This window comes from Curtobacterium sp. MCLR17_036 (assembly GCF_003234445.2).
GTDB lineage: Bacteria > Actinomycetota > Actinomycetes > Actinomycetales > Microbacteriaceae > Curtobacterium.
On the sequence record NZ_CP126269.1, the window covers coordinates 606977 to 624723 of the forward strand.

At 72.5% G+C, this 17747-nt stretch carries 18 protein-coding genes; 8 read left to right on the top strand and 10 right to left on the bottom strand.

Going from position 1 to position 17747, the window contains the following annotated elements:
* Positions 1–102 precede the first annotated feature (102 nt).
* Both DEI99_RS02855 and DEI99_RS02860 read left to right on the top strand, forming a co-directional pair.
* Positions 103–759, top strand: a complete 657-nt coding sequence (locus DEI99_RS02855) for a M23 family metallopeptidase (protein WP_181434449.1) — start codon at positions 103–105, stop codon at positions 757–759.
* A 91-nt stretch (positions 760–850) separates the two neighbouring features.
* A complete protein-coding gene (locus tag DEI99_RS02860; protein WP_258369413.1) occupies positions 851–1699 on the top strand; it encodes an NAD(P)-dependent oxidoreductase in 849 nt (282 codons plus the stop codon).
* A gap of 12 nt (positions 1700–1711) precedes the next feature.
* On the opposite strand, the gene DEI99_RS02865 is transcribed toward DEI99_RS02860, so the two are convergent.
* A complete protein-coding gene (locus tag DEI99_RS02865) occupies positions 1712–1915 on the bottom strand; it encodes a hypothetical protein (protein WP_111041877.1) in 204 nt (67 codons plus the stop codon).
* Between the two features lie 10 nt (positions 1916–1925).
* Complete coding sequence (locus DEI99_RS02870; RefSeq protein WP_111041878.1) at positions 1926–2441, bottom strand: MarR family winged helix-turn-helix transcriptional regulator; 516 nt, start codon at positions 2439–2441, stop codon at positions 1926–1928.
* Positions 2442–2572: 131 nt separating this feature from the next.
* Here DEI99_RS02870 and DEI99_RS02875 point away from each other — a divergent pair, with 131 nt between their 5' ends.
* Positions 2573–3466: an alpha-E domain-containing protein gene (locus DEI99_RS02875; RefSeq protein ID WP_111041879.1), complete on the top strand. Its 894-nt coding sequence runs from the start codon at positions 2573–2575 to the stop codon at positions 3464–3466.
* Between the two features lie 57 nt (positions 3467–3523).
* Here the strand turns inward: DEI99_RS02875 and DEI99_RS02880 are convergent, their stop codons facing one another.
* The 5 genes from DEI99_RS02880 to DEI99_RS02900 all read right to left on the bottom strand — a co-directional run bounded on the left by DEI99_RS02880 (position 3524) and on the right by DEI99_RS02900 (position 7870).
* Entirely contained in the window at positions 3524–4870 is a 1347-nt protein-coding gene (locus tag DEI99_RS02880; protein ID WP_502867011.1) for an MFS transporter, read from the bottom strand.
* On the bottom strand, positions 4867–5277 hold the full coding sequence (locus DEI99_RS02885; RefSeq protein WP_111041881.1) for a MarR family winged helix-turn-helix transcriptional regulator: 411 nt from the start codon (positions 5275–5277) through the stop codon (positions 4867–4869). The genes DEI99_RS02880 and DEI99_RS02885 overlap by 4 nt, the downstream gene beginning before the upstream one ends.
* Positions 5278–5453: 176 nt before the next feature.
* Positions 5454–6413 carry an acetamidase/formamidase family protein gene (locus tag DEI99_RS02890; protein ID WP_220037152.1) on the bottom strand — a complete coding sequence of 320 codons (960 nt, stop codon included), beginning with the start codon at positions 6411–6413 and terminating at the stop codon, positions 5454–5456.
* Positions 6414–6446: 33 nt separating this feature from the next.
* A complete protein-coding gene (locus tag DEI99_RS02895) occupies positions 6447–6716 on the bottom strand; it encodes a hypothetical protein (protein ID WP_111041882.1) in 270 nt (89 codons plus the stop codon).
* Positions 6717–6727: 11 nt separating this feature from the next.
* Complete coding sequence (locus DEI99_RS02900) at positions 6728–7870, bottom strand: inorganic phosphate transporter (protein WP_111041883.1); 1143 nt, start codon at positions 7868–7870, stop codon at positions 6728–6730.
* An 87-nt stretch (positions 7871–7957) separates the two neighbouring features.
* Between DEI99_RS02900 and DEI99_RS02905 the strand changes: the two genes are divergently transcribed.
* Together DEI99_RS02905 and lplAB are read left to right on the top strand one after the other, a co-directional pair.
* A complete protein-coding gene (locus DEI99_RS02905; RefSeq protein WP_111041906.1) occupies positions 7958–8830 on the top strand; it encodes an alpha/beta hydrolase in 873 nt (290 codons plus the stop codon).
* 295 nt (positions 8831–9125) lie between these two features.
* Positions 9126–10175, top strand: a complete 1050-nt coding sequence (gene lplAB, locus DEI99_RS02910) for a lipoate-protein ligase LplAB (protein ID WP_111041884.1) — start codon at positions 9126–9128, stop codon at positions 10173–10175.
* A gap of 13 nt (positions 10176–10188) precedes the next feature.
* On the opposite strand, the gene DEI99_RS02915 is transcribed toward lplAB, so the two are convergent.
* Positions 10189–11730 (bottom strand): AAA family ATPase, encoded by a 1542-nt coding sequence (locus DEI99_RS02915; protein ID WP_111041885.1) that lies wholly within the window; start codon positions 11728–11730, stop codon positions 10189–10191.
* Positions 11731–11868: 138 nt separating this feature from the next.
* On the opposite strand from DEI99_RS02915, the gene DEI99_RS02920 reads away from it, so the two are divergent.
* Positions 11869–12198, top strand: a complete 330-nt coding sequence (locus tag DEI99_RS02920; RefSeq protein WP_111041886.1) for a hypothetical protein — start codon at positions 11869–11871, stop codon at positions 12196–12198.
* Between the two features lie 127 nt (positions 12199–12325).
* Positions 12326–13378 carry a BLUF domain-containing protein gene (locus tag DEI99_RS02925; RefSeq protein ID WP_111041887.1) on the top strand — a complete coding sequence of 351 codons (1053 nt, stop codon included), beginning with the start codon at positions 12326–12328 and terminating at the stop codon, positions 13376–13378.
* A gap of 114 nt (positions 13379–13492) precedes the next feature.
* Here the strand turns inward: DEI99_RS02925 and DEI99_RS02930 are convergent, their stop codons facing one another.
* On the bottom strand, positions 13493–13780 hold the full coding sequence (locus tag DEI99_RS02930; protein WP_111041888.1) for a GNAT family N-acetyltransferase: 288 nt from the start codon (positions 13778–13780) through the stop codon (positions 13493–13495).
* 198 nt (positions 13781–13978) lie between these two features.
* Between DEI99_RS02930 and DEI99_RS02935 the strand changes: the two genes are divergently transcribed.
* Complete coding sequence (locus DEI99_RS02935; RefSeq protein ID WP_071253626.1) at positions 13979–14824, top strand: DNA-methyltransferase; 846 nt, start codon at positions 13979–13981, stop codon at positions 14822–14824.
* Positions 14825–15071: 247 nt separating this feature from the next.
* Here the strand turns inward: DEI99_RS02935 and DEI99_RS02940 are convergent, their stop codons facing one another.
* A complete protein-coding gene (locus DEI99_RS02940; RefSeq protein WP_111041889.1) occupies positions 15072–17564 on the bottom strand; it encodes an MDR family MFS transporter in 2493 nt (830 codons plus the stop codon).
* Between the last annotated feature and the right edge of the window lie 183 nt (positions 17565–17747).

A 17747-nucleotide genomic window follows, 5' to 3' on the forward strand; every position in this document is an offset into this window, starting at 1 on the left:
CGGCACCGGGTCCGGCGGGACGCCTCCCGAACCGCCGGGGTGGCGGTGTCCCCTCCCGTCACCCCGGCTTCCACCCCACCCGGGCGCAACGCGCCGGCTCCCGTGACGTCCTGCTTCCGCGGGCCGCTCCGGCGCACGCTCCCGGTCTCGGCTGCCGCCGCCCTCGCCTGCCTGTTCGTCACGGTCGGGTCCCCGCAGACCGCGGTGGCGGCCACCGACCAGCAGGCGCCCTCGATGCACCTCGTGCAGACCTTCGTCGCCGACGGTGCTGGCCGCACCAGTGCGGACCGCGACGGTTTCTCCGTCGTCGGTGCGCCCGGGGTCTCGGTCCGCTCCGCGCCGGGTGGGCCAGCGATCGCCGCACGCCCCACCGTCGGCACCGTCCCCGCGGCCGGCGGGTTCGGGTCGCGGTGGGTCGCCGGGTGCGCGGCCTGCTCGACGGTCCACCAGGGCATCGACTTCACGGCGCCCACGGGCACCACCGTGGTGGCCGCCCTGCCCGGTCACGTCGCGTCCGCCGGGCCGCTCGGCGGCTACGGCAACCAGGTCGTCGTGCAGCACGAGGACGGCCTGCAGACCCGCTACGGGCACCTGTCCGCGATCGACGTGCGCGCCGGCCAGCAGCTCGCCGCCGGCCAGCGGCTCGGCGCGGTCGGCAGCACCGGCGTCTCGACCGGTCCGCACCTGCACTTCGAGGTCATCGTCGCGGGCTCCCCGGTCGACCCGGCGGTCTGGTTGCGGGACCGCGGGCTGCTCTAGCCCGCGACCGTTCGCCGAGCACCGCCCCGGTCCGGCGCGCGTACCGTCTGACCGGCCGTGGCACGAGCGTCGCGGCAGGACGGAGACGCACGTGCGAGTGACGGTGTTGGGGACGGGAGCGATGGGGGCCGGGGTCGCGGGGTCGCTGCTCCGCGAGGGCCACGAGGTCACGGTCTGGAACCGGAGCGCGGACAAGGCCGCTCCGCTCGGCGACCGGGGAGCCGTCGTCGCCGACGACCCCGGCAGTGCCGTCGAGCGCGCCGAGGTCGTGCTGCTGACGCTCTTCGACACCGACGCGGTCGTCGACGTGCTCGAGCAGGCCGCCGGCGAGGCGCCGACCGACGCCGTGTGGGTGCAGTGCTCGACGGTCGGGGTCGCCGGCACCGAGACGATCGTGCAGCTCGCCGCGAAGTACGGCATCACCCTGGTCGAGGCGATGATGCTCGGCACGAAGGCCCCGGCGGAGCAGGGCACGCTGACGATGCTCGCGGCGGGACCCTCGGACGTGCTCGACCGGGTCGACCCCGTGCTCGACGCCGTCGGCGCGAAGACGGTCCGTGCCGGGGATGCCGTCGGAGCCGGCACCGCACTGAAGCTCGCCGCGAACGCCTGGATCGCCTCCATCACCGCGGCCACCGGGCAGTCGCTCGCGGTCGCGCGGGGGCTCGGGTTGGATCCGGCGCTCTTCCTCGAGGCCATCGACGGCAGCGCGAGCGACTCGGCGTACGCCCACACGAAGGGTGCGGCGATGCTCGAGGGGGCGTTCCCGGCGCAGTTCGCGCTGGACGGGCTCCGGAAGGACATCGGGCTCATCACCGAGGCCGCGCGTGACGCCGGTGTCTCCACCACGGTGCTCGAGGCGCTCGGCCGCGTCTACGCGGACGCGAGTGCCGCGGGGCACGGCGGCGACGACATCGCGGCGGTCGGCACCGCGTTCTGACCCGGGCCTCGCTCAGCTCCGGCGGAAGAGCTCCCGCAGACGCTTCGCGAGCCGTCCGACGGCCTCGTCGTTCATCGTGTTCGCGAGGTCGAAGGCCTCGCGGGTGGGATCCGCCCCGCGCTCGATCCGCCGGAGCGCCGCCTCGGCTCGGGCGCGCGCGTCGAGCTCGGCGAGCGGCATGTCGTCCTCGGGGTCGTGCGTGCGGCGAGGCTCCATGGAGAGCAGGTTACGCGCGCGAGGCGTGGTCGCCCGTGTCGGCGTCCTCGACCACGCGCACCATCTCGTCGAGGAACTCCACGACGACCGCCATCTCGTCGACGGGCAGGTGCTCGGTGACCTCGAGCGCGCGGTTGTCGAGCTCCTCGATCACCCGCAGGGCGTCCCGCATCGAGGTACCGGTGGCGGTCAGGATGACCCCGCGACGGTCGTTCGGGTCCGGGTGTCGTTCGACGTGGCCGCTGCGGACGAGCCGGTCGACCAGGGCGGAGGTCGACGCGGCGGTGATCTCGAGCCGCTCGGCCAGGTCCTTCGCGTTCATCGACCGGCCTTCGTGCTCGGCGTCGATGAGGATGCGGAGCGCGAGCAGTGCGTTCTCGCCGATGCCCAGCGCCTCTCGCGCACGGCGCTGCGCCGCGCTCTCGGCGCTGCGGTAGCGGCGGAGCGCGTTCAACACGTCGACAGCGGCGACCCCGGAGTCCTTGTACCAGTACCCCGCGGTGCCGGTCATCACCTCGGACGTCATGGTTCAATGCTAGACGCTCTAGTTAGATTGTCTAGCGAGCGCGGGCTCGGGACAGCCGCAACACCCGTGACGCGGTCCGGAAACACTCCCGCAACGCCCACTCGTTAGGTTCTGGGCATGCAGGAGCAGCCGTGCTGAGCCGTCTCGCGGGCAACGTCTTCCACGTGGGGAGCGCGGTCGAGCGGACCGACGTCGTCGCCCGGTTGCTCGACGTGTACGTCGCGCGTCGCGAACCCGGCACCGTCGAGGACGACCGGCTCGTCGCGGCCGAGCTCCGGTCGGTGGTGGGCGCCGCCGGTCCCGGAGACGACGCCGACCGCGCGACGACGATCGACGGTCTGGCGCTCGACCGGCACGAACCCGCCTCGATCGCGGCCGCCGTGGCGGTCGCGCGCGACCACGCCCGCCGCGCGCGCGAGGTCGTCTCGAGCGAACTCTGGGACTGCCTCGACGTCACCCGGTCGCGGATGCCCCGGAAGGTCGCGCCGGACCGGGCGCACGAGTTCCTGTCGTGGGTGCGCGAGCGCAGTGCCCTGGCGATCGGGGTGGTCGAGGGCGACGCCAGCCGCGACGAGGTGTGGGAGTTCTTCACGCTCGGTCGCTCGCTCACCCGGTGCGCGTCGACGGCGCGGTTGCTCGCCTCGGGGCTGATCGCGTCGGGGGAGATCACCTCGTGGGCGACGGCGCTCCGGGCCTGCGGCGCGGGGGAGGCCTTCCTGCGCGGTCGCGACCACGCGCCGGTGCCGGTCGAGGCCGCCGCGTTCCTGCTCCTCGACGCGCACAGCCCCCGTTCGCTGCGCTTCGGCGTGCACCGTGCCGCCGAGTGCCTCGACGACCTCGCGCCGTCCTGTGTCGAGGACGAGGTCGCCGGGTTCGTCGAGGCGCGCGCCCGGCTCGACGCGGTGCCCGTGGACGCGGCCCTCGACGTCGTGTGCGAGGCGGGTGCCCACATCGCCGCGGCCGCGGACCGGGTGATGGTGGCGCTCGACGAACGCGTGTTCGCCGTGTCCGCCCCCGCGCACTGACCCGCGCGCGCCGAGGCCGAGCGCACCGGGCGCACCGAGGCCGGGCGCACCGAGCGGTCAGACGGAGCTGGAGCGGTCCGTGACGGCCTCGTCGCGTTCGAGCTCTGCGCGCAGTGCGGCCCGTCGGGTCGCGGGGTCGAGCACCGGGACGGAAGCGGTGACGGCGAGGCGCAGCCGGCTGTCGGCGTCGTACCGCAGCCGCAGGTGCTGGAACCGGACGAGCCACACGATCGCGATGGCCAGGGCGACGAAGCCCGACGCGGCACCGACGGCGATCGCCCACCGCGGGCCCCAGGCGTCCGCGACGGCGCCGACGATCGGGGCGCCGATCGGGGTGCCGCCGGCGAAGATCGCCATGTACAGCGCCATGACGCGGCCGCGCATCACCGGTTCGGTCGTCGTCTGCACGAGGGCGTTCGCGGTCGTCATGAACGTCAGGGCGGCGAGCCCGACGAAGACCAGCACGACGGCGAACGTCCAGTACGTCGGCGCGAGGGCGGCGGCGGTGCAGGCGAGGCCGAAGCCGCCGGCGGCGAGCACGAGGGTGCGCATCCTCGGGCGGTCCCGTCGCGCCGACAGCAGGGCTCCGGCGACCGAGCCGATCGCCATCACCGAGTTGAGCAGACCGAACTCGCCGGCCCCCTGGTGGAACTCGACCCGGGCCATCGTCGAGGTGAAGATCGGGAAGTTCACGCCGAAGGTCCCGACCACGAAGATCATGCAGAGGACGACGACGATGTCCGGCCGGGTGCGCACGTAGCGGAAGCCGGCGACGACCTGCCCCTTCCCGCGCTTCGCCCGCACCCGTTCGGCGAGCTGCGCCGGGTCGACGAAGCGCAGCGCGACGAGGACCGCCAGGAACGACCCGGCGTTGATGACGAAGACCCAGCCGGAGCCGATCGCTGCGATGAGCACGCCCGCGACCGCCGGGCCGATGAGCCGGGCCGCGTTGAACGACGCCGAGTTGAGGGCGACGGCGTTCGCCACGTGCTCGCCCTGCACGACGTCGGAGACGAACGCCTGTCGGACCGGGGTGTCGAACGCGGCGACGACGCCGAGCGCCAGGGCGAACCCGTACAGCGCGAGCAGGGTGGCGGTGTGCGTGAGGACCATGACGCCGAGCCCGAGGCCGAGCAGCCCCATGAGCGCCTGGGTCAGCATGAGCGTGCGCCGTCGGTCGAAGCGGTCGGCGACGAGTCCGGTCAGTGGCAGGAGCAGCAGCTGCGGGCCGAACTGCAGCGCCATCGTGATGCCCACCGCGACGGCGTCGTCGTCGGAGAGCTGCGTGAGGACGATCCAGTCCTGGGCGGTGCGCTGCATCCAGGTGCCGACGTTGGACACCAGGGCGCCGGCGAACCAGATGCGGTAGTTGCGGCCGGCGAGGGATCGGAACATGGCGCTCACGACTGGGCCAGCCTCCTCATGATCTCGGTGGCGTCGGCGAGGGTCGCCCGCTCGGCGGGGGTGAGTGCGGCGAGCCGCGGGGTGAGCCAGCCGTCGCGGCGTCGTCGGGTCTCCTCGACCAGGGCGGCTCCGGTGGGCGTCGCGCCGAGCACCACCTTGCGGCGGTCGTCGTCGTGGCTGCCCTTCGAGACGAGTCCGCGCTCGAGGAGCACCGCGACGGTCCGGGTCATCGACGGCGGGGTGACGCCGTCCTGGCGGCTGAGCTCGGCGAGCGTCATCGCGCCGTCGCGGTGCAGTCGTGCGAGGGCGGAGAACTGGGCGTCGGTGACGGCGGCGTCGGCCTTCTGCGCGCGGAGCGTCCGGGACAGCCGGTTCACGGCGATGCGGAGGTCGGTGGCGTCGGTCACGGGTCGTTAGTCTAGCTCATTAGTTCAGCGAACGAACTGCTTGTCGGCCCACCGGTCCGGGAGGCGACCTGGTCGACGGCGGCAGCTCCGCACACTGACGCGCGCCGCGCGGTGGTCGGACGGGAGGCCCGCCCAGCGTGCGCCGGTCGGCTCGCGTTCGACGGGCCTCCTGTCCGTCAGTGCCGCGCGTCCGTCAGCGAGGCACCCGTCAGGATCGCGTCGTGGGGGAGCAGGGCGTGCACGCCCCAGGTGCGGTTCGCGACCTGCGTCACCCGCATGCTCACCGCGACGCTCGCCATGGCGAGCGCCTCGGCACGGCTGGTGCCGTGCAGCGCGACGATCCAGTCGACCATGCGGTCGAGGGCCGTCGCGGTCGCGGCGTTCAGGTCGGCGTCGAAGCCGAAGGTGATCCGGCCCGCCGGGGTGTCCGCGTGCACGCCCTCGACCGGAGCCGTGTCGAGGAGCGTGAGCGTCATCGTCGTGGTCATGCCGCACTCGACGGCGGTGCCGGAGACCTCGCCGTCGCCCTGCGCCGCGTGCCCGTCGCCGACGGACAGCAGTGCGTCCGGCACCGTGACCGGCAGGTACAGGGTCGAGCCGGCGACGAGCTCGCGGCAGTCGATGTTCCCGCCGCCGAGCGGTCGCGGCGGGATCGTGGAGTGCTCGCCCGCGGGTTCCGGCGGGAGCCCGACGACGCCGAGGAACGGCGCGGTCCGGACCCCCAGCCCGAGCTGGTTCACGGCGACGCCCCGCTCCGGGTCGATGTCCCAGAGGAGCGGACCGCGGGACGCCGGGTCGGTCAGCCCGAGCGCCCGGTTCACCGGGGTGTCCACCCCGCCGGAGCCGGTGTAGCCCCAGTCGTCCGGCACGAGGTCGTCGAACCGGACCGCGAGGACCGCCCCCGGCCGCGCGCCCGTGACCGCGATCGGGCCGACCAGGCAGTGGCCGCGGCGCGGGTCGATGAGCGTCGGGGCGTCGACGCCCGGTGCCGGCTGCCGCTCCGTGTACCCGGCGGCGCTCAGGGTGTGGACGGTGACGGTGTCACCCGGGGCGACGGTGAGCACCGGCCGGCGCTCGGCGGTCAGGACGTCGACGGCGGAGTCGGCGGTGGACTCGAGGCGGTGGGTGGTCGGCACCCCTCGATCATCGCAGTCGCCGCACGTCCGCCGTCAGTGGGACTGGGGGATCGTCAGCCAGATCCCGGTCAGGACCGCCGCGACGCAGACCGCGAAGCAGACCACCGCGCCCGCCAGCGCGGCCGGCGGGGTGTGGCCGGACCGCGGCGTCTCCTGTGCGTACCGGGTGCGCTCGCCGCCGGCGTCGACCGGCTGGCCCGTCCCGAGCAGGCGGAGGCCGAGCGTGTACACGAGCACCACACCCACGGCCGCCACGAACCCCACGACGGCGACCGTCGCGATGGCGGTGAAGTCGATGTCCATCGTCGTCCTCCTCAGTTCGCGACCGCGGCCGGCTGGTCCGCGGTGTCGTCGGCGGTGACGTCCTCGTGCGAGATCGGCTTGCGCCGTGCGAGGAACCAGAAGGTCAGCCCGGCGGCGAGGCCGAGCACCACGACGGCGACCAGGCCGACCGTAGAGCTCGCGGCCACGGCGGTGGCGAGGGCCCCGACGACCGCCGCTGCCGGCAACGTGACGACCCACGCGACGACGATGCGCCCGACGACCGACCAGTGCACGTCAGCGAGCTTCTTGCCGAGCCCGGAGCCGACCACCGACCCGCTCGTGACGTGCGTCGTGGACAGCGCGAAGCCGAGGTGCGACGAGACGAGGATCGTCGCAGCGGAACTCGTCTCGGCGGCGAAGCCCTGCGGCGACTGCACGTCGGAGATCTTCTTGCCGACCGTCTGCATGATCCGCCAGCCCCCGGTGTAGGTGCCGAGGCCGATCGCCAGCCCGCAGGCCAGGATCACCCAGAGCGCCGGACCGGTGCCGGCGTCCTGGTAGTTCGCCGCGATGAGCGTCAGCGTGATGACGCCCATCGTCTTCTGCGCGTCGTTCGTGCCGTGGGCGAGCGACACCAGCGACGCCGAGATCGTCTGGCCGTGCCGGAAGCCCGTCGCGGCACCGTGCGTGGTGGCGTTCTTCGTGAGCACGTAGGCCAGGTAGGTCGCCACGAGCGCGATGACGCCCGCGATGACCGGGGAGAGCACGGCCGGCAGCACGACCTTCGACACCACCGTCGACCAGCTCACCGAGTCGATGCCGGCGCCGATGATCGAGGCGCCGATGAGCCCGCCGAACAGTGCGTGCGTCGACGACGACGGCAGGCCGAAGTACCACGTGGCGAGGTTCCAGAGCACCGCCCCGACGAGCCCGGCGAAGATCATGGTCGGGGTGATCGCGATGCCGCTCTCGCCCTCGCGGATGATGCCCTGCGAGACCGTCTTGGCGACCTCGGTGGACAGGAACGCGCCGACCACGTTGAGGACGGCGGAGATGAGCACGGCGGTCCGGGGCTTGAGCGCACCCGTGGCGACCGACGTGGCCATGGCGTTGGCGGTGTCGTGGAACCCGTTCGTGAAGTCGAACACGAGGGCCACCACGATCACCAGCACGACGATGACGAGGACGTCCATGCGGAGGACGCTAGGCCCGCTCGGACCCCGCCGCGTGAACGCCGGGTGAACAGGTCGGCGGGTTCGTGCGTCTGCGAAGATGTGGCCGTGCCCACGTTCTCCGCAGCCCGAGGCGACGCCTCGTTCACCGACGCGCACGGCGTCGAGATCGTCTACTCGACCTGGCGCGCGGCACGGCCGAAGGGCATCGTGCAGATCGCGCACGGGGTCGGCGAGCACGGGCTGCGGTACGAGCCGCTGGCGCAGGACCTGGTCCGTGCCGGGTACACCGTGCACGCCAACGACCACCGGGGGCACGGACGCACCGGCCTCGGGCAGTGGGACGGCGACCACGCGAAGCTCGGCCGGCTCGGCCCCGGCGGACTGCGCGCCGCGATCGCCGCGGTCGAGCAGATGGGCGAAGTCGCCCGTGCGGACACCCCGGGCGTCCCGCTCGTCCTGCTCGGCCACTCGTGGGGATCGCTGATGGCCCAGCGGATCGTGAACACGGCGTCGGAGGCGTACGACGGCGTCGTGCTCTCCGCCACCGCGTACCGGCTGCCCGGCTGGATGAACGGCGGCGACCTCAACGCCCGGCATGCCGGCTCCGGGCCGACGAAGTACGAGTGGCTCACCCGTGACCGGTCGATCATCGACGCCATCGCGCTCGACCCGCTCGCGGTCGAGGCCGACGTCATCGGGCTGTTCGGCCTGCCCGACACCCTGCGGCTGCTCGGCGTGCCGCGACGGGGGATCCCGCACGACCTGCCCATGCTGCTGCAGGTCGGGTCCGACGACACCCTCGGCGGGCCGCGCTCGGTCGAGCGGCTGGCGCATGCGTACCGCCGACGCGGCCGGCTCTCCGACGTGACCGTGCAGGTGTACGAGGGCGCGCGGCACGAGGTCTACAACGAGACCAACCGCGACGAGGTCGTCGGGGACCTGGTCGCGTGGCTGGACCGGGTGGCGGCGCGCGCGTAGGGGGCTGTTCCGCGCGGGTGCTGTTCCGCGCGTGGGTGGGTGTTCCGCTCAGGTGCAGTTTCGCGCGTGGGTGGCTGTTCCGCGCATGGGAGGGCGGATCGCGCGTGGTGAGCAGGAACTTCCGGCCTCCTACGCGCGAAAGTGCTTCCCACCGCGGGTGCGATGGGAGGGAACGACGGACGGGAGGCCCGTGGCGGGGCCGACACGGGCCTCCCGTCCGGCAGGCGGGTGCGTGACGGCGACCGGGGCGACGTGGACCGGCAAGGACCCGTGTGCGCGGGCGTAGGCTCGGGGCGTGCACGGTGAGTACAAGGTCCCAGGTGGCAAGCTCGTCGTCGTCGACCTCGAGGTGGTCGACGGGGACGTCCAGGAGTTCCGGCTCGCCGGGGACTTCTTCCTCGAGCCGGACGACGCGCTGGCCCGCATCGACGACGCCGTGAACGGGCTGCCCGCGACGACGGACGCCGCCGGCATCGCCGCGGCCGTCCGCGCCGCGCTCCCCGCCGATGCCGTGCTGCTCGGGTTCACGCCCGAGGCCGTCGGGGTCGCCGTCCGCCGGGCGCTCTCGCGTGCGTCGTCGTGGCAGGACTACGCCTGGGAGATCGTGCACGAGGGTCCGATCAGCCCGAACGAGCACCTCGCGCTCGACCAGGTCCTCACCGAGGAGGTCGGCGCCGGCCGCCGCGGTCCGACCCTGCGCATCTGGGAGTGGGACCAGCCCGCCGTCGTCATCGGGTCGTTCCAGTCGCTCAAGAACGAGGTCGACCCCGAGGGCGCGGAGAAGTTCGGCATCGAGGTCGTCCGGCGCATCTCCGGCGGCGGCGCCATGTTCATGGACGCCGGGGCGGTCATCTCGTACTCGCTGTACGTGCCGACCGACCTGGTGCAGGGGATGACCTTCGCCGACTCGTACGCCTACCTGGACGAGTGGGTGATCGAGGCGCTCAAGTCGCTCGGCATCGAGGCGTCCTACCAGCCGCTCAACGACATCACCTCGACCAAGGGCAAGATCGGCGGCGCCGCACAGAAGCGCCTCGGCACCGGCGCGCTGCTGCACCACGCCACCATGAGCTACGACATGGACGGCGAGAAGATGGTGCAGGTGCTGCGCATCGGCCGCGAGAAGATGAGCGACAAGGGCACCACCTCGGCTGCGAAGCGCGTCGACCCGCTGCGCTCGCAGACCGGGCTGCCCCGCGCCGAGGTCATCGAGCGGCTCATCGCGACCTTCACGAAGCTGTACGGTGCGACCGAGGGGCACGTCACGGCGGACGAGCGGCGGCGGGCGCAGGAGCTCGTGGCGTCGAAGTTCGCGACGAAGGAGTGGCTCGAGCGCGTGCCGTGATCGGACGTTCGAGTCACGACCCGGGCTGATCGTCCTCGTCTTCGGGATCGCGGAGGACGAGGTCGACGCCGCCCGCGGGCTGGTCCGTGCGGAGGGCAATCGGCTGTACCGGCGCGATGTACGAACCGCTGAAGGTGATCTCGTCCTCGTCCTCGTCCTCATCCTCATTGGGCTCGTCGGTGTCGTCGTCGGAACGGGTGCCGAGCAGCTTGCGGGTCAGCGCGCTCCGCTCGGTCAACAGCGAATCGAGTGCCGAGAGCAGGTCGGTGTCGTCGGGTTCCGCTCCGCGCAGGGCGGCGGCGAGGACGCTCCGGCGCATGAGCTCCTTCGCGAACGAGCCAGTGGTGCCCGCGGCGCGCTCCGCCGCCACCGCGAGGGCGTCGTCGGAGTACGGCAGCGAACCGGCGTACCGGCGGAAGAGCCGCGTGCGCTCCGGCAGGTCCGGCAGCGGGATCTCGACCGCCAGGTCCACCCGGCCGGGGCGGTCCGCCAGGGCCCGTTCGAGCACGGACACCCGGTTCGTCGTCATGACGAACGCGACGTCGGCATCGCCGTCGAGACCGTCGAGGGCGTCGAGCACCTCGAACAGCAGTGGCTGCGGGGAGCTGTGGCGCTCCATCGCGACGAGGTCGATGTCCTCCATCACGACGAGTGACGGCTGGAACGTCCGGGCGATCTCGGCCGCGGCTCCGATCGCGGCGATGCTCGACCCGGTGAGCAGGACCGCCGTGACGCCCTCGGTGCGGGCGAGCAGGTGGCGGATGGTCAGGGTCTTCCCGGTACCGGGCGGGCCGTAGAGCAGGACCCCGCGCTTGAGGTGCTGTCCGGCGGCGAGGAGCGCCTCGCGTTGCTCGCCGATCCCCACGACGTGGTCGACGACCTCGTCGAGCACGCCGTCGGCGAGCACGACGTCGTCCGCGGTGACGTCCGGTCGGCGCAGGAAGGTCGCGCCGGCATCCGCGCCGTACTCGGACGGCACGAAGGACAGCACCTGCCCCCGCAGCACGCTGCGTTCGATCATGAGCGCGCGGAACCGGCGCAGGAACGCGGCCACGACGTCCTGGTCCGCACCGAGGACCTCGATCGTCGCGCTCCCGCGGCCGTACTCCGGCTTGGCGGACCGCTGCACGACCGCGATCCGCTCGCCGTCGAACGTCAGGAGTCGGAGCCCGAAGGACACCACGCGACGGGTGTCGTCTGGTCCCGTCGCCCGGTCCGAGTAGCTCACCGGGCCGACGGCCCACCGGGTGCTCGGGTTCGCGAGGAACTCGCTGACCGAGCTGTGGAACCGACTGTCGTCTCCGGCGATCCCGAGGAGGGCGTCGGGGTCGTCCCCCGCGAGCTCCGCGAGGGCGACGTCCGCGTCGACGAGCCGGTGGTCCGGCAGCTCCTCGGTCACGACGGGGACGGATCGCGGGTCGACGCCGAGGTGGTCCCGCACCCGCTCGCCGAGCGGCGTCAGGACCGCCTGCTGCTCGGACCCCGCGAGTTCGTTCGCGTGGTCGATGTAGCGGGCGATCGCCCGCATGAGGTCACGGTCTGCGTCGTCGAGCACGTCGTCATCTTGGCACCGCCGGGTCCGTGGAGGCCAGGGGACGGTGCGGAGCACGTCTCGGTGCACCCGACCTGCGGATGGCGCACATCACCCGCGCGGCGGATGTCCCGTCGCGGTCCGCCACGTAACGTCGCTGCCGTGAACTGGTTGATCTTCCTGGGGGCGGTGGCCGCGCTGGCCGTCGTGGTGTGGATCGCCGACCGCGTGGGGTGGATCGACCTGTCGAACAAGTCCACGCGCAGCGGCGGATCCGGTGGTGCGATCGGGATGATGGACGAGGTGTTCGCGCCGACTTGTCACGAGACGCAGGCCGAGTACGAACGGCAGTCGCGCCTCCCGAGAGAGGCACCGACACCGGCGGACGACGACCACGACCTGCTCAGCGGGAGCGTGCTCATCCGGGTGCCGACGGTGCGGAGCGCCGGTCGGCACGAAGCGCGCGTCGGGACGCACGACCGCTCGTACTGAGCACGCGCGAGCAGACGGGGCGGGCGACCGATCTCCCCGTCCACGGCCGCAGGGGTTGTGGGGCGACGGACAGAGGGGTTCACTCGACAGGGCGACGCGTTCCGGCGAGCGAGGGAGACCAGGACTGATGCGTTCGATCGTCTACACCAGCACACAGACCCGTCCGATCACGGACACCGAGCTCGCACAGATCCTCGCGGTGGGCCGGGAGAAGAACACCGCCCTCGGGGTGACCGGGATCCTCGCGCACAAGGAGGAGAACTGCCTCGGGATCCTCGAGGGGGACGACGAGACCGTCGCCGCGCGGTTCGAGCAGGTGCGCGCCGACCCGCGGCACACGAACGTCCGTGTCCTGGCGGACGAGTCGGTCCGGCAGCGGTCGTTCCCGGACTGGTCGATGGCGTTCCAACCGCTGGATCCGCTGATGCAGCAGGTCCCGGGCTTCAGCGACCTGTTCGCCCCCGAGCACGCGCTCGACCCGTCGGTGGGGGTGACCCGGGCCCGTGCACTGCTCGAGTGGTTCCGGAAGCACCCGCTCGCCCCGTTGACGAGCCAGACCGCCGAAGCGGACGAAGCCCCGCGGACGCGTGCGATCAACGGTGCGATCACCGCGCTCCACGACGGCGGCGTCACGAGGTTCACCCTCGAGGTCGCCGCTGAGCGCGCGGGCATGGACGTGGCCGAAGTGCGGGAGGTGTTCCCGTCGGAGGCGGCGCTGCTCGCGGCGACGGTGGAGCGGTGGACACAGGCGATCTCGGCGCCGCTGGCGCCGTTGATCGCGGAGAAGGGCACGGTGGCGTTCCTGCACGCCCTGCTGGCGGCGCAGGCGGAGGAGCCGGGATTGATGGAGCTCCTCGCCGCGAGTCTCGCGTCGGCCGCCGACCCGACGGCGGACGGCGCCGACTACCACCGGTCCACGTACCGACGGTTCCGGCAGATGATCCGGGACGGTCTCGCCGCCGACGTCCGCGACGGCCGGGAGCCGGGGACGATGGACCCGGTCCGGGGTGCGCAGCAGCTGCTGGCGCTCCACGACGGTCTCCGCCTGCAGGCACTGCTGACCGCGGACACGGACCTGGTCGACGCCTTCGACCGGGCTGCGACCCGGATGCGCCGCGGGTGGTCCGAGCAGTACGAGCAGCCCTCCTGGTGGGACGTCCCGGTCGCGGGGGACCGCTGACGGACCGAGCCGTGCCGGTGGACCGGACCTGCCGGTCGCCGGCGCCGCGCGGGTGACCGCGGACGACCGCTCGGTTCGTCAGGGCGTCGTCAGTGGGACCGGTCCCGGTGCGCGTCAGCGCGTGGTGAGCTCCTGGTAGTCCGGGTGGCGCTCGATCCAGGCGTGGACGTAGCTGCACTGCGGCACGACACGGAGCGAGGACCCGGACCGGACGTCGTCGAGCGCGTGCTGCACGAGGATCGATGCGTGTCCGCCACCGCGGTGCGCCGGGTCGACCTCGGTGTGCACGAAGCGGATCTCGTCGCCGTCGACCTCGTACGCGGCGAAGCCGATCACGTCGCCGTCCTCGACGAGGGAGTACTGCTGCTTGTCGGTGTCGTTCCGGACCTCGGGTGCTGCCATGCCGTGCACGCTACGCCCGGGGGCGGTCGCTCGCTGGGTCCCGGCTGGGTGGCGCGGGGTGCGGCGGGTGCGGCGTCGGCGTGGGCGGCGGGCGCTGCGTGGTCTGGCGGGTGCGGCGGGTGCGGCGTCGTGCGGCGCCGCCCGTGGGGGGCGGCGGGTGCCGCGTCGGCCGTGGCGTCCCGTGCGGGACAATGGACCGTGCACACGGCAGACGATCGCGGCCCCGACCGCGTGGTACACGGCGACGCGCTCGACGTCGTCCCCGCGTACGCCGACGGCTCGTTCACGCTCGTCTACCTCGACCCGCCGTTCAACACCGGGCGCTACCAGCGCCGGCACGCCAGCGCCGCGGTGCCGTCCGCCGACGGGCCGGTGATGGGGTTCCACGGCCGGACCTACGAGCGGGTCCGCGGCGACCTGATGCGGTTCGACGACCGGTTCGAGGACTACTGGTCGTTCCTCGAGCCCCTGCTCGTCGAGGCGTGGCGACTGCTGGCGGACGACGGCACGCTGTACCTGCACCTCGACTACCGCGAGTCGCACTACGCGAAGGTGCTGCTCGACGCGCTGTTCGGTCGGGAGTCGTTCCTCAACGAGATCGTCTGGGCCTACGACTACGGCGCGAAGTCGAAGTCCCGCTGGCCGACCAAGCACGACACGATCCTGGTGTACGTGAAGGACCCGACACGCTACTGGTTCGACTCGACGACGGTGGACCGGGAGCCGTACATGGCGCCGGGGCTCGTCACGCCGGAGCAGCGCGAGCGGGGCAAGCTGCCGACCGACGTCTGGTGGCACACCATCGTGTCGCCGACCGGCAAGGAGAAGACCGGCTACCCGACGCAGAAGCCCGAGGGGGTGCTCCGCCGGATCGTGCAGGCGTCGTCGCGCGAGGGGGACTGGGTGCTCGACTTCTTCGCCGGCAGCGGCACGACGGGGGCGGTGGCCTCGGCGCTCGGCCGGCGGTACGTGCTCATCGACGACAACCCGGCGGCGATCGAGGTCATGCGGAAACGGTTGCCGGGGGCGTTCTTCGAGGGGTGAGCGCGGGCGGCCGAGCGGGTTCGGGCGCATGCGGGGCGGCGGCGCGGTGCCGCGGTGGCGGTGGCGCGGTGCCGCAGTGCCGCAGTGGCGGTGCATGTGTGTGCAACCTGCGACGGAGCACGAGTCGATCGACACGTGCTCCGTCGCAGGATGCTCACGCACCGGATGCACGCGCATGTGACGACGGACCACGAGCCGATCGACGCGTGGTCCGTCGGGACATGCACCCGCAAGGAGTGCAGGGCGCCTACTCGGCCGAGTGCCGCCCGTGCGGGTGCGTGTCGTCGGACACCGGAGCCGACGGCGAACCCGAAGCCGGAACCGACTCCGCAGCCGGCGCCGGAGCTCCGGCGACGTGCGCGGCGTGGGTCCGGATCGCGCCGGTGGCGGTCGGCGGCTCGTCCACCGGTGCCGCGGCCGAGTGCGCACCGTGCGTGGTGGCGTCGGGCAGCGGGGCCCGGGTGTCGTCCGGCTCGGAGCGGGTGTCCGACGGCAGGACGGACACGTCGCCGGCGCCCGCGGAACGGGCCGATCGCGGCTGCGCCACGACGTCCGGCGAGGTCGGCACGGCATCGGCACCTGACGAGGCGACGGCGGCCGGGACGCCCGAGGCACCAGACCCACCCACGGCGCCGGACCCACCCGAGGCTCCCGACCCGACCGGGGCGGCAACGCCCACGCTCGGCCCGGGGCCGGCGACGGTGTCCGCGGTGCGTGCGGCGTCGGCCTGCTCCTGCAGGGCCGAGGTCTTGCGCAGCGGCGGCACCCGGAAGAACCAGGTCAGCACGAACGCGAGCAGGATCACGGCAAGCCCGACGTAGTAGACGCGGACGGCCGAGTCGCTGAAGCCGACCAGGAACGGCCGGGTCAGCCGCTCGTCGGCGCCGTTGAGGAACGAGGTGTTGCTCGTGGTCGCGTTGCTCGACGAACTCGCGCTCGTGTCGCCCCGCTTGAGCTGCTCGATGAGCGACGGGGCGACCCCGTCGACGACGTTCTGGCGCTGCGACCGGTTCGAGTAGTCCACCTGCACCGAGCCGTCGACGACCTCGGCGTCCGCCTTGGCGGCCACCGCCTCGAGCGCCTTCTGCTCGGCGGCGGGGGTGGCGTCGTCGACCTGCTGCGCGATGACGGTGTCGGCTGCGGCGGCCGGGAGCGTCCCTGCGTCGACCTGCTGCTGGACGGCGGCGGTGACCTGCTCCGTGACGGCCTGGTCGGCGGACTGCTTCGCCTGCGCGGCGGCCTTGTCGAGGCCGTCCTGCACGTTGCGCTGCACCGGGTCGACGATCTTCGACCAGATCTGGTCCATGACGCCCTCGTTCTCCGAGGCGCTGGCGACCGACGGGGTGAGCGCGGCGTTGAGCGCACGCTTCAGGTCGCCCTCGTCCTGCATCGCGGCCGTGATGTTCGTGGGCATGAGTGTGAAGAGCACGGAGAGCAGGACGGCGGTGCCCATGGTGCCGCCGATCTGGCGGAAGAACGTCGCGGCGCTGGTGGCGACGCCGATGTCCCGCGGGGAGACCGAGTTCTGTGCGGCGAGGGTCAGGGTCTGCATGAGCTGGCCGAGGCCGAGCCCGATGAGGAACATGCCCGTCATGAGGAACCACAGCGGACGGTCGGCCGTCAGGAAGGTCAAGACCGTGAAGCCGACGGCGGTGAAGGCGGTGCCGGTCACCGGGAACACCTGGTAGCGGCCGGTGCGCGAGATGATCTGGCCGGAGGCGATCGACGAGATCATCAGGCCGAGGACCATCGGGAGCATCGCGAACCCGGACTCGGTCGGTGTGACGCCCTTCACGATCTGCAGGTACAGCGGGATCGTCAGCATCGCGCCGAACATGCCGAAGCCGACCAGGACGGACAGGACCGCCGCCATCGAGAACACCCGCGAGCCGAACAGCTTCATCGGCAGGATCGCGTCGTCGCCCATCGCCCGTTCGACGATGATGAACGCGATGAGCCCGAGCGCACCGATGGCGTAGCAGGCGAACGCACCGGGGGAGTTCCAGCCCCACTCGCGGCCCTGCTCGGCGATGAGCAGCAGCGGCACGAGGGTGACGATGACGAGCGTCGCGCCCCACCAGTCGATGCGGGGCGTGCCGCGGTCGCCGAACTTCGGCAGGTGCAGGAACGTCACCACCATGAAGAGGGCGATGATGCCGATCGGCACGTTGATGAGGAAGACCCAGCGCCAGCCGGCGATGAAGAGCAGCTGGTCGGCACCGGCGAAGACACCGCCGACGAGCGGGCCGATCACCGACGAGATGCCGAAGACCGCCAGGAAGTACCCCTGGTACTTCGCGCGCTCGCGCGGGGCGAGCATGTCGCCCATGATCGCCAGCGGCAGGGACATGAGGCCACCGGCACCGAGGCCCTGCAGCGCGCGGAACCCGGCGAGCATGAGCATCGAGGTCGAGAACGATGCGGCGAACGACCCGATGATGAAGATCGCGATCGCCGTGATGAACAGCGGACGGCGGCCGAAGATGTCGGAGAGCTTGCCGTAGATCGGCGTGGTCACGGTCGACGCGATGAGGTACCCGGTGGTGACCCAGGCCTGCTGGTCGAGCCCGTGCAGGTCGTCGCCGATGGTGCGGATCGCGGTGCCGACGATCGTCTGGTCGAGGGCGCCGAGGAACATGCCGGCCATCAGGCCGTAGATCACCAACAGGATCTGTCGGTGGTTCATCACGACGTTGGACGCCGTGGTGGGGGCCGCGGGTGCGGTCGCCGTCTGGGTCATGAGCAGGGTCTCCCGGTCCGGTGCGCTGGCGCACACGAATTTTGCGCTGCGTGCAAAGTTACAGCAGCCGCAAGGTGCTCGCGCCCGTGGGGTCGGCTTCCTGAACGGATCGGCAGGGATCTGCACGGGTGGCGCCGAGGGACGCGCCGGGGGTCACCCGATCGGCATCACCGTACGCCGGGT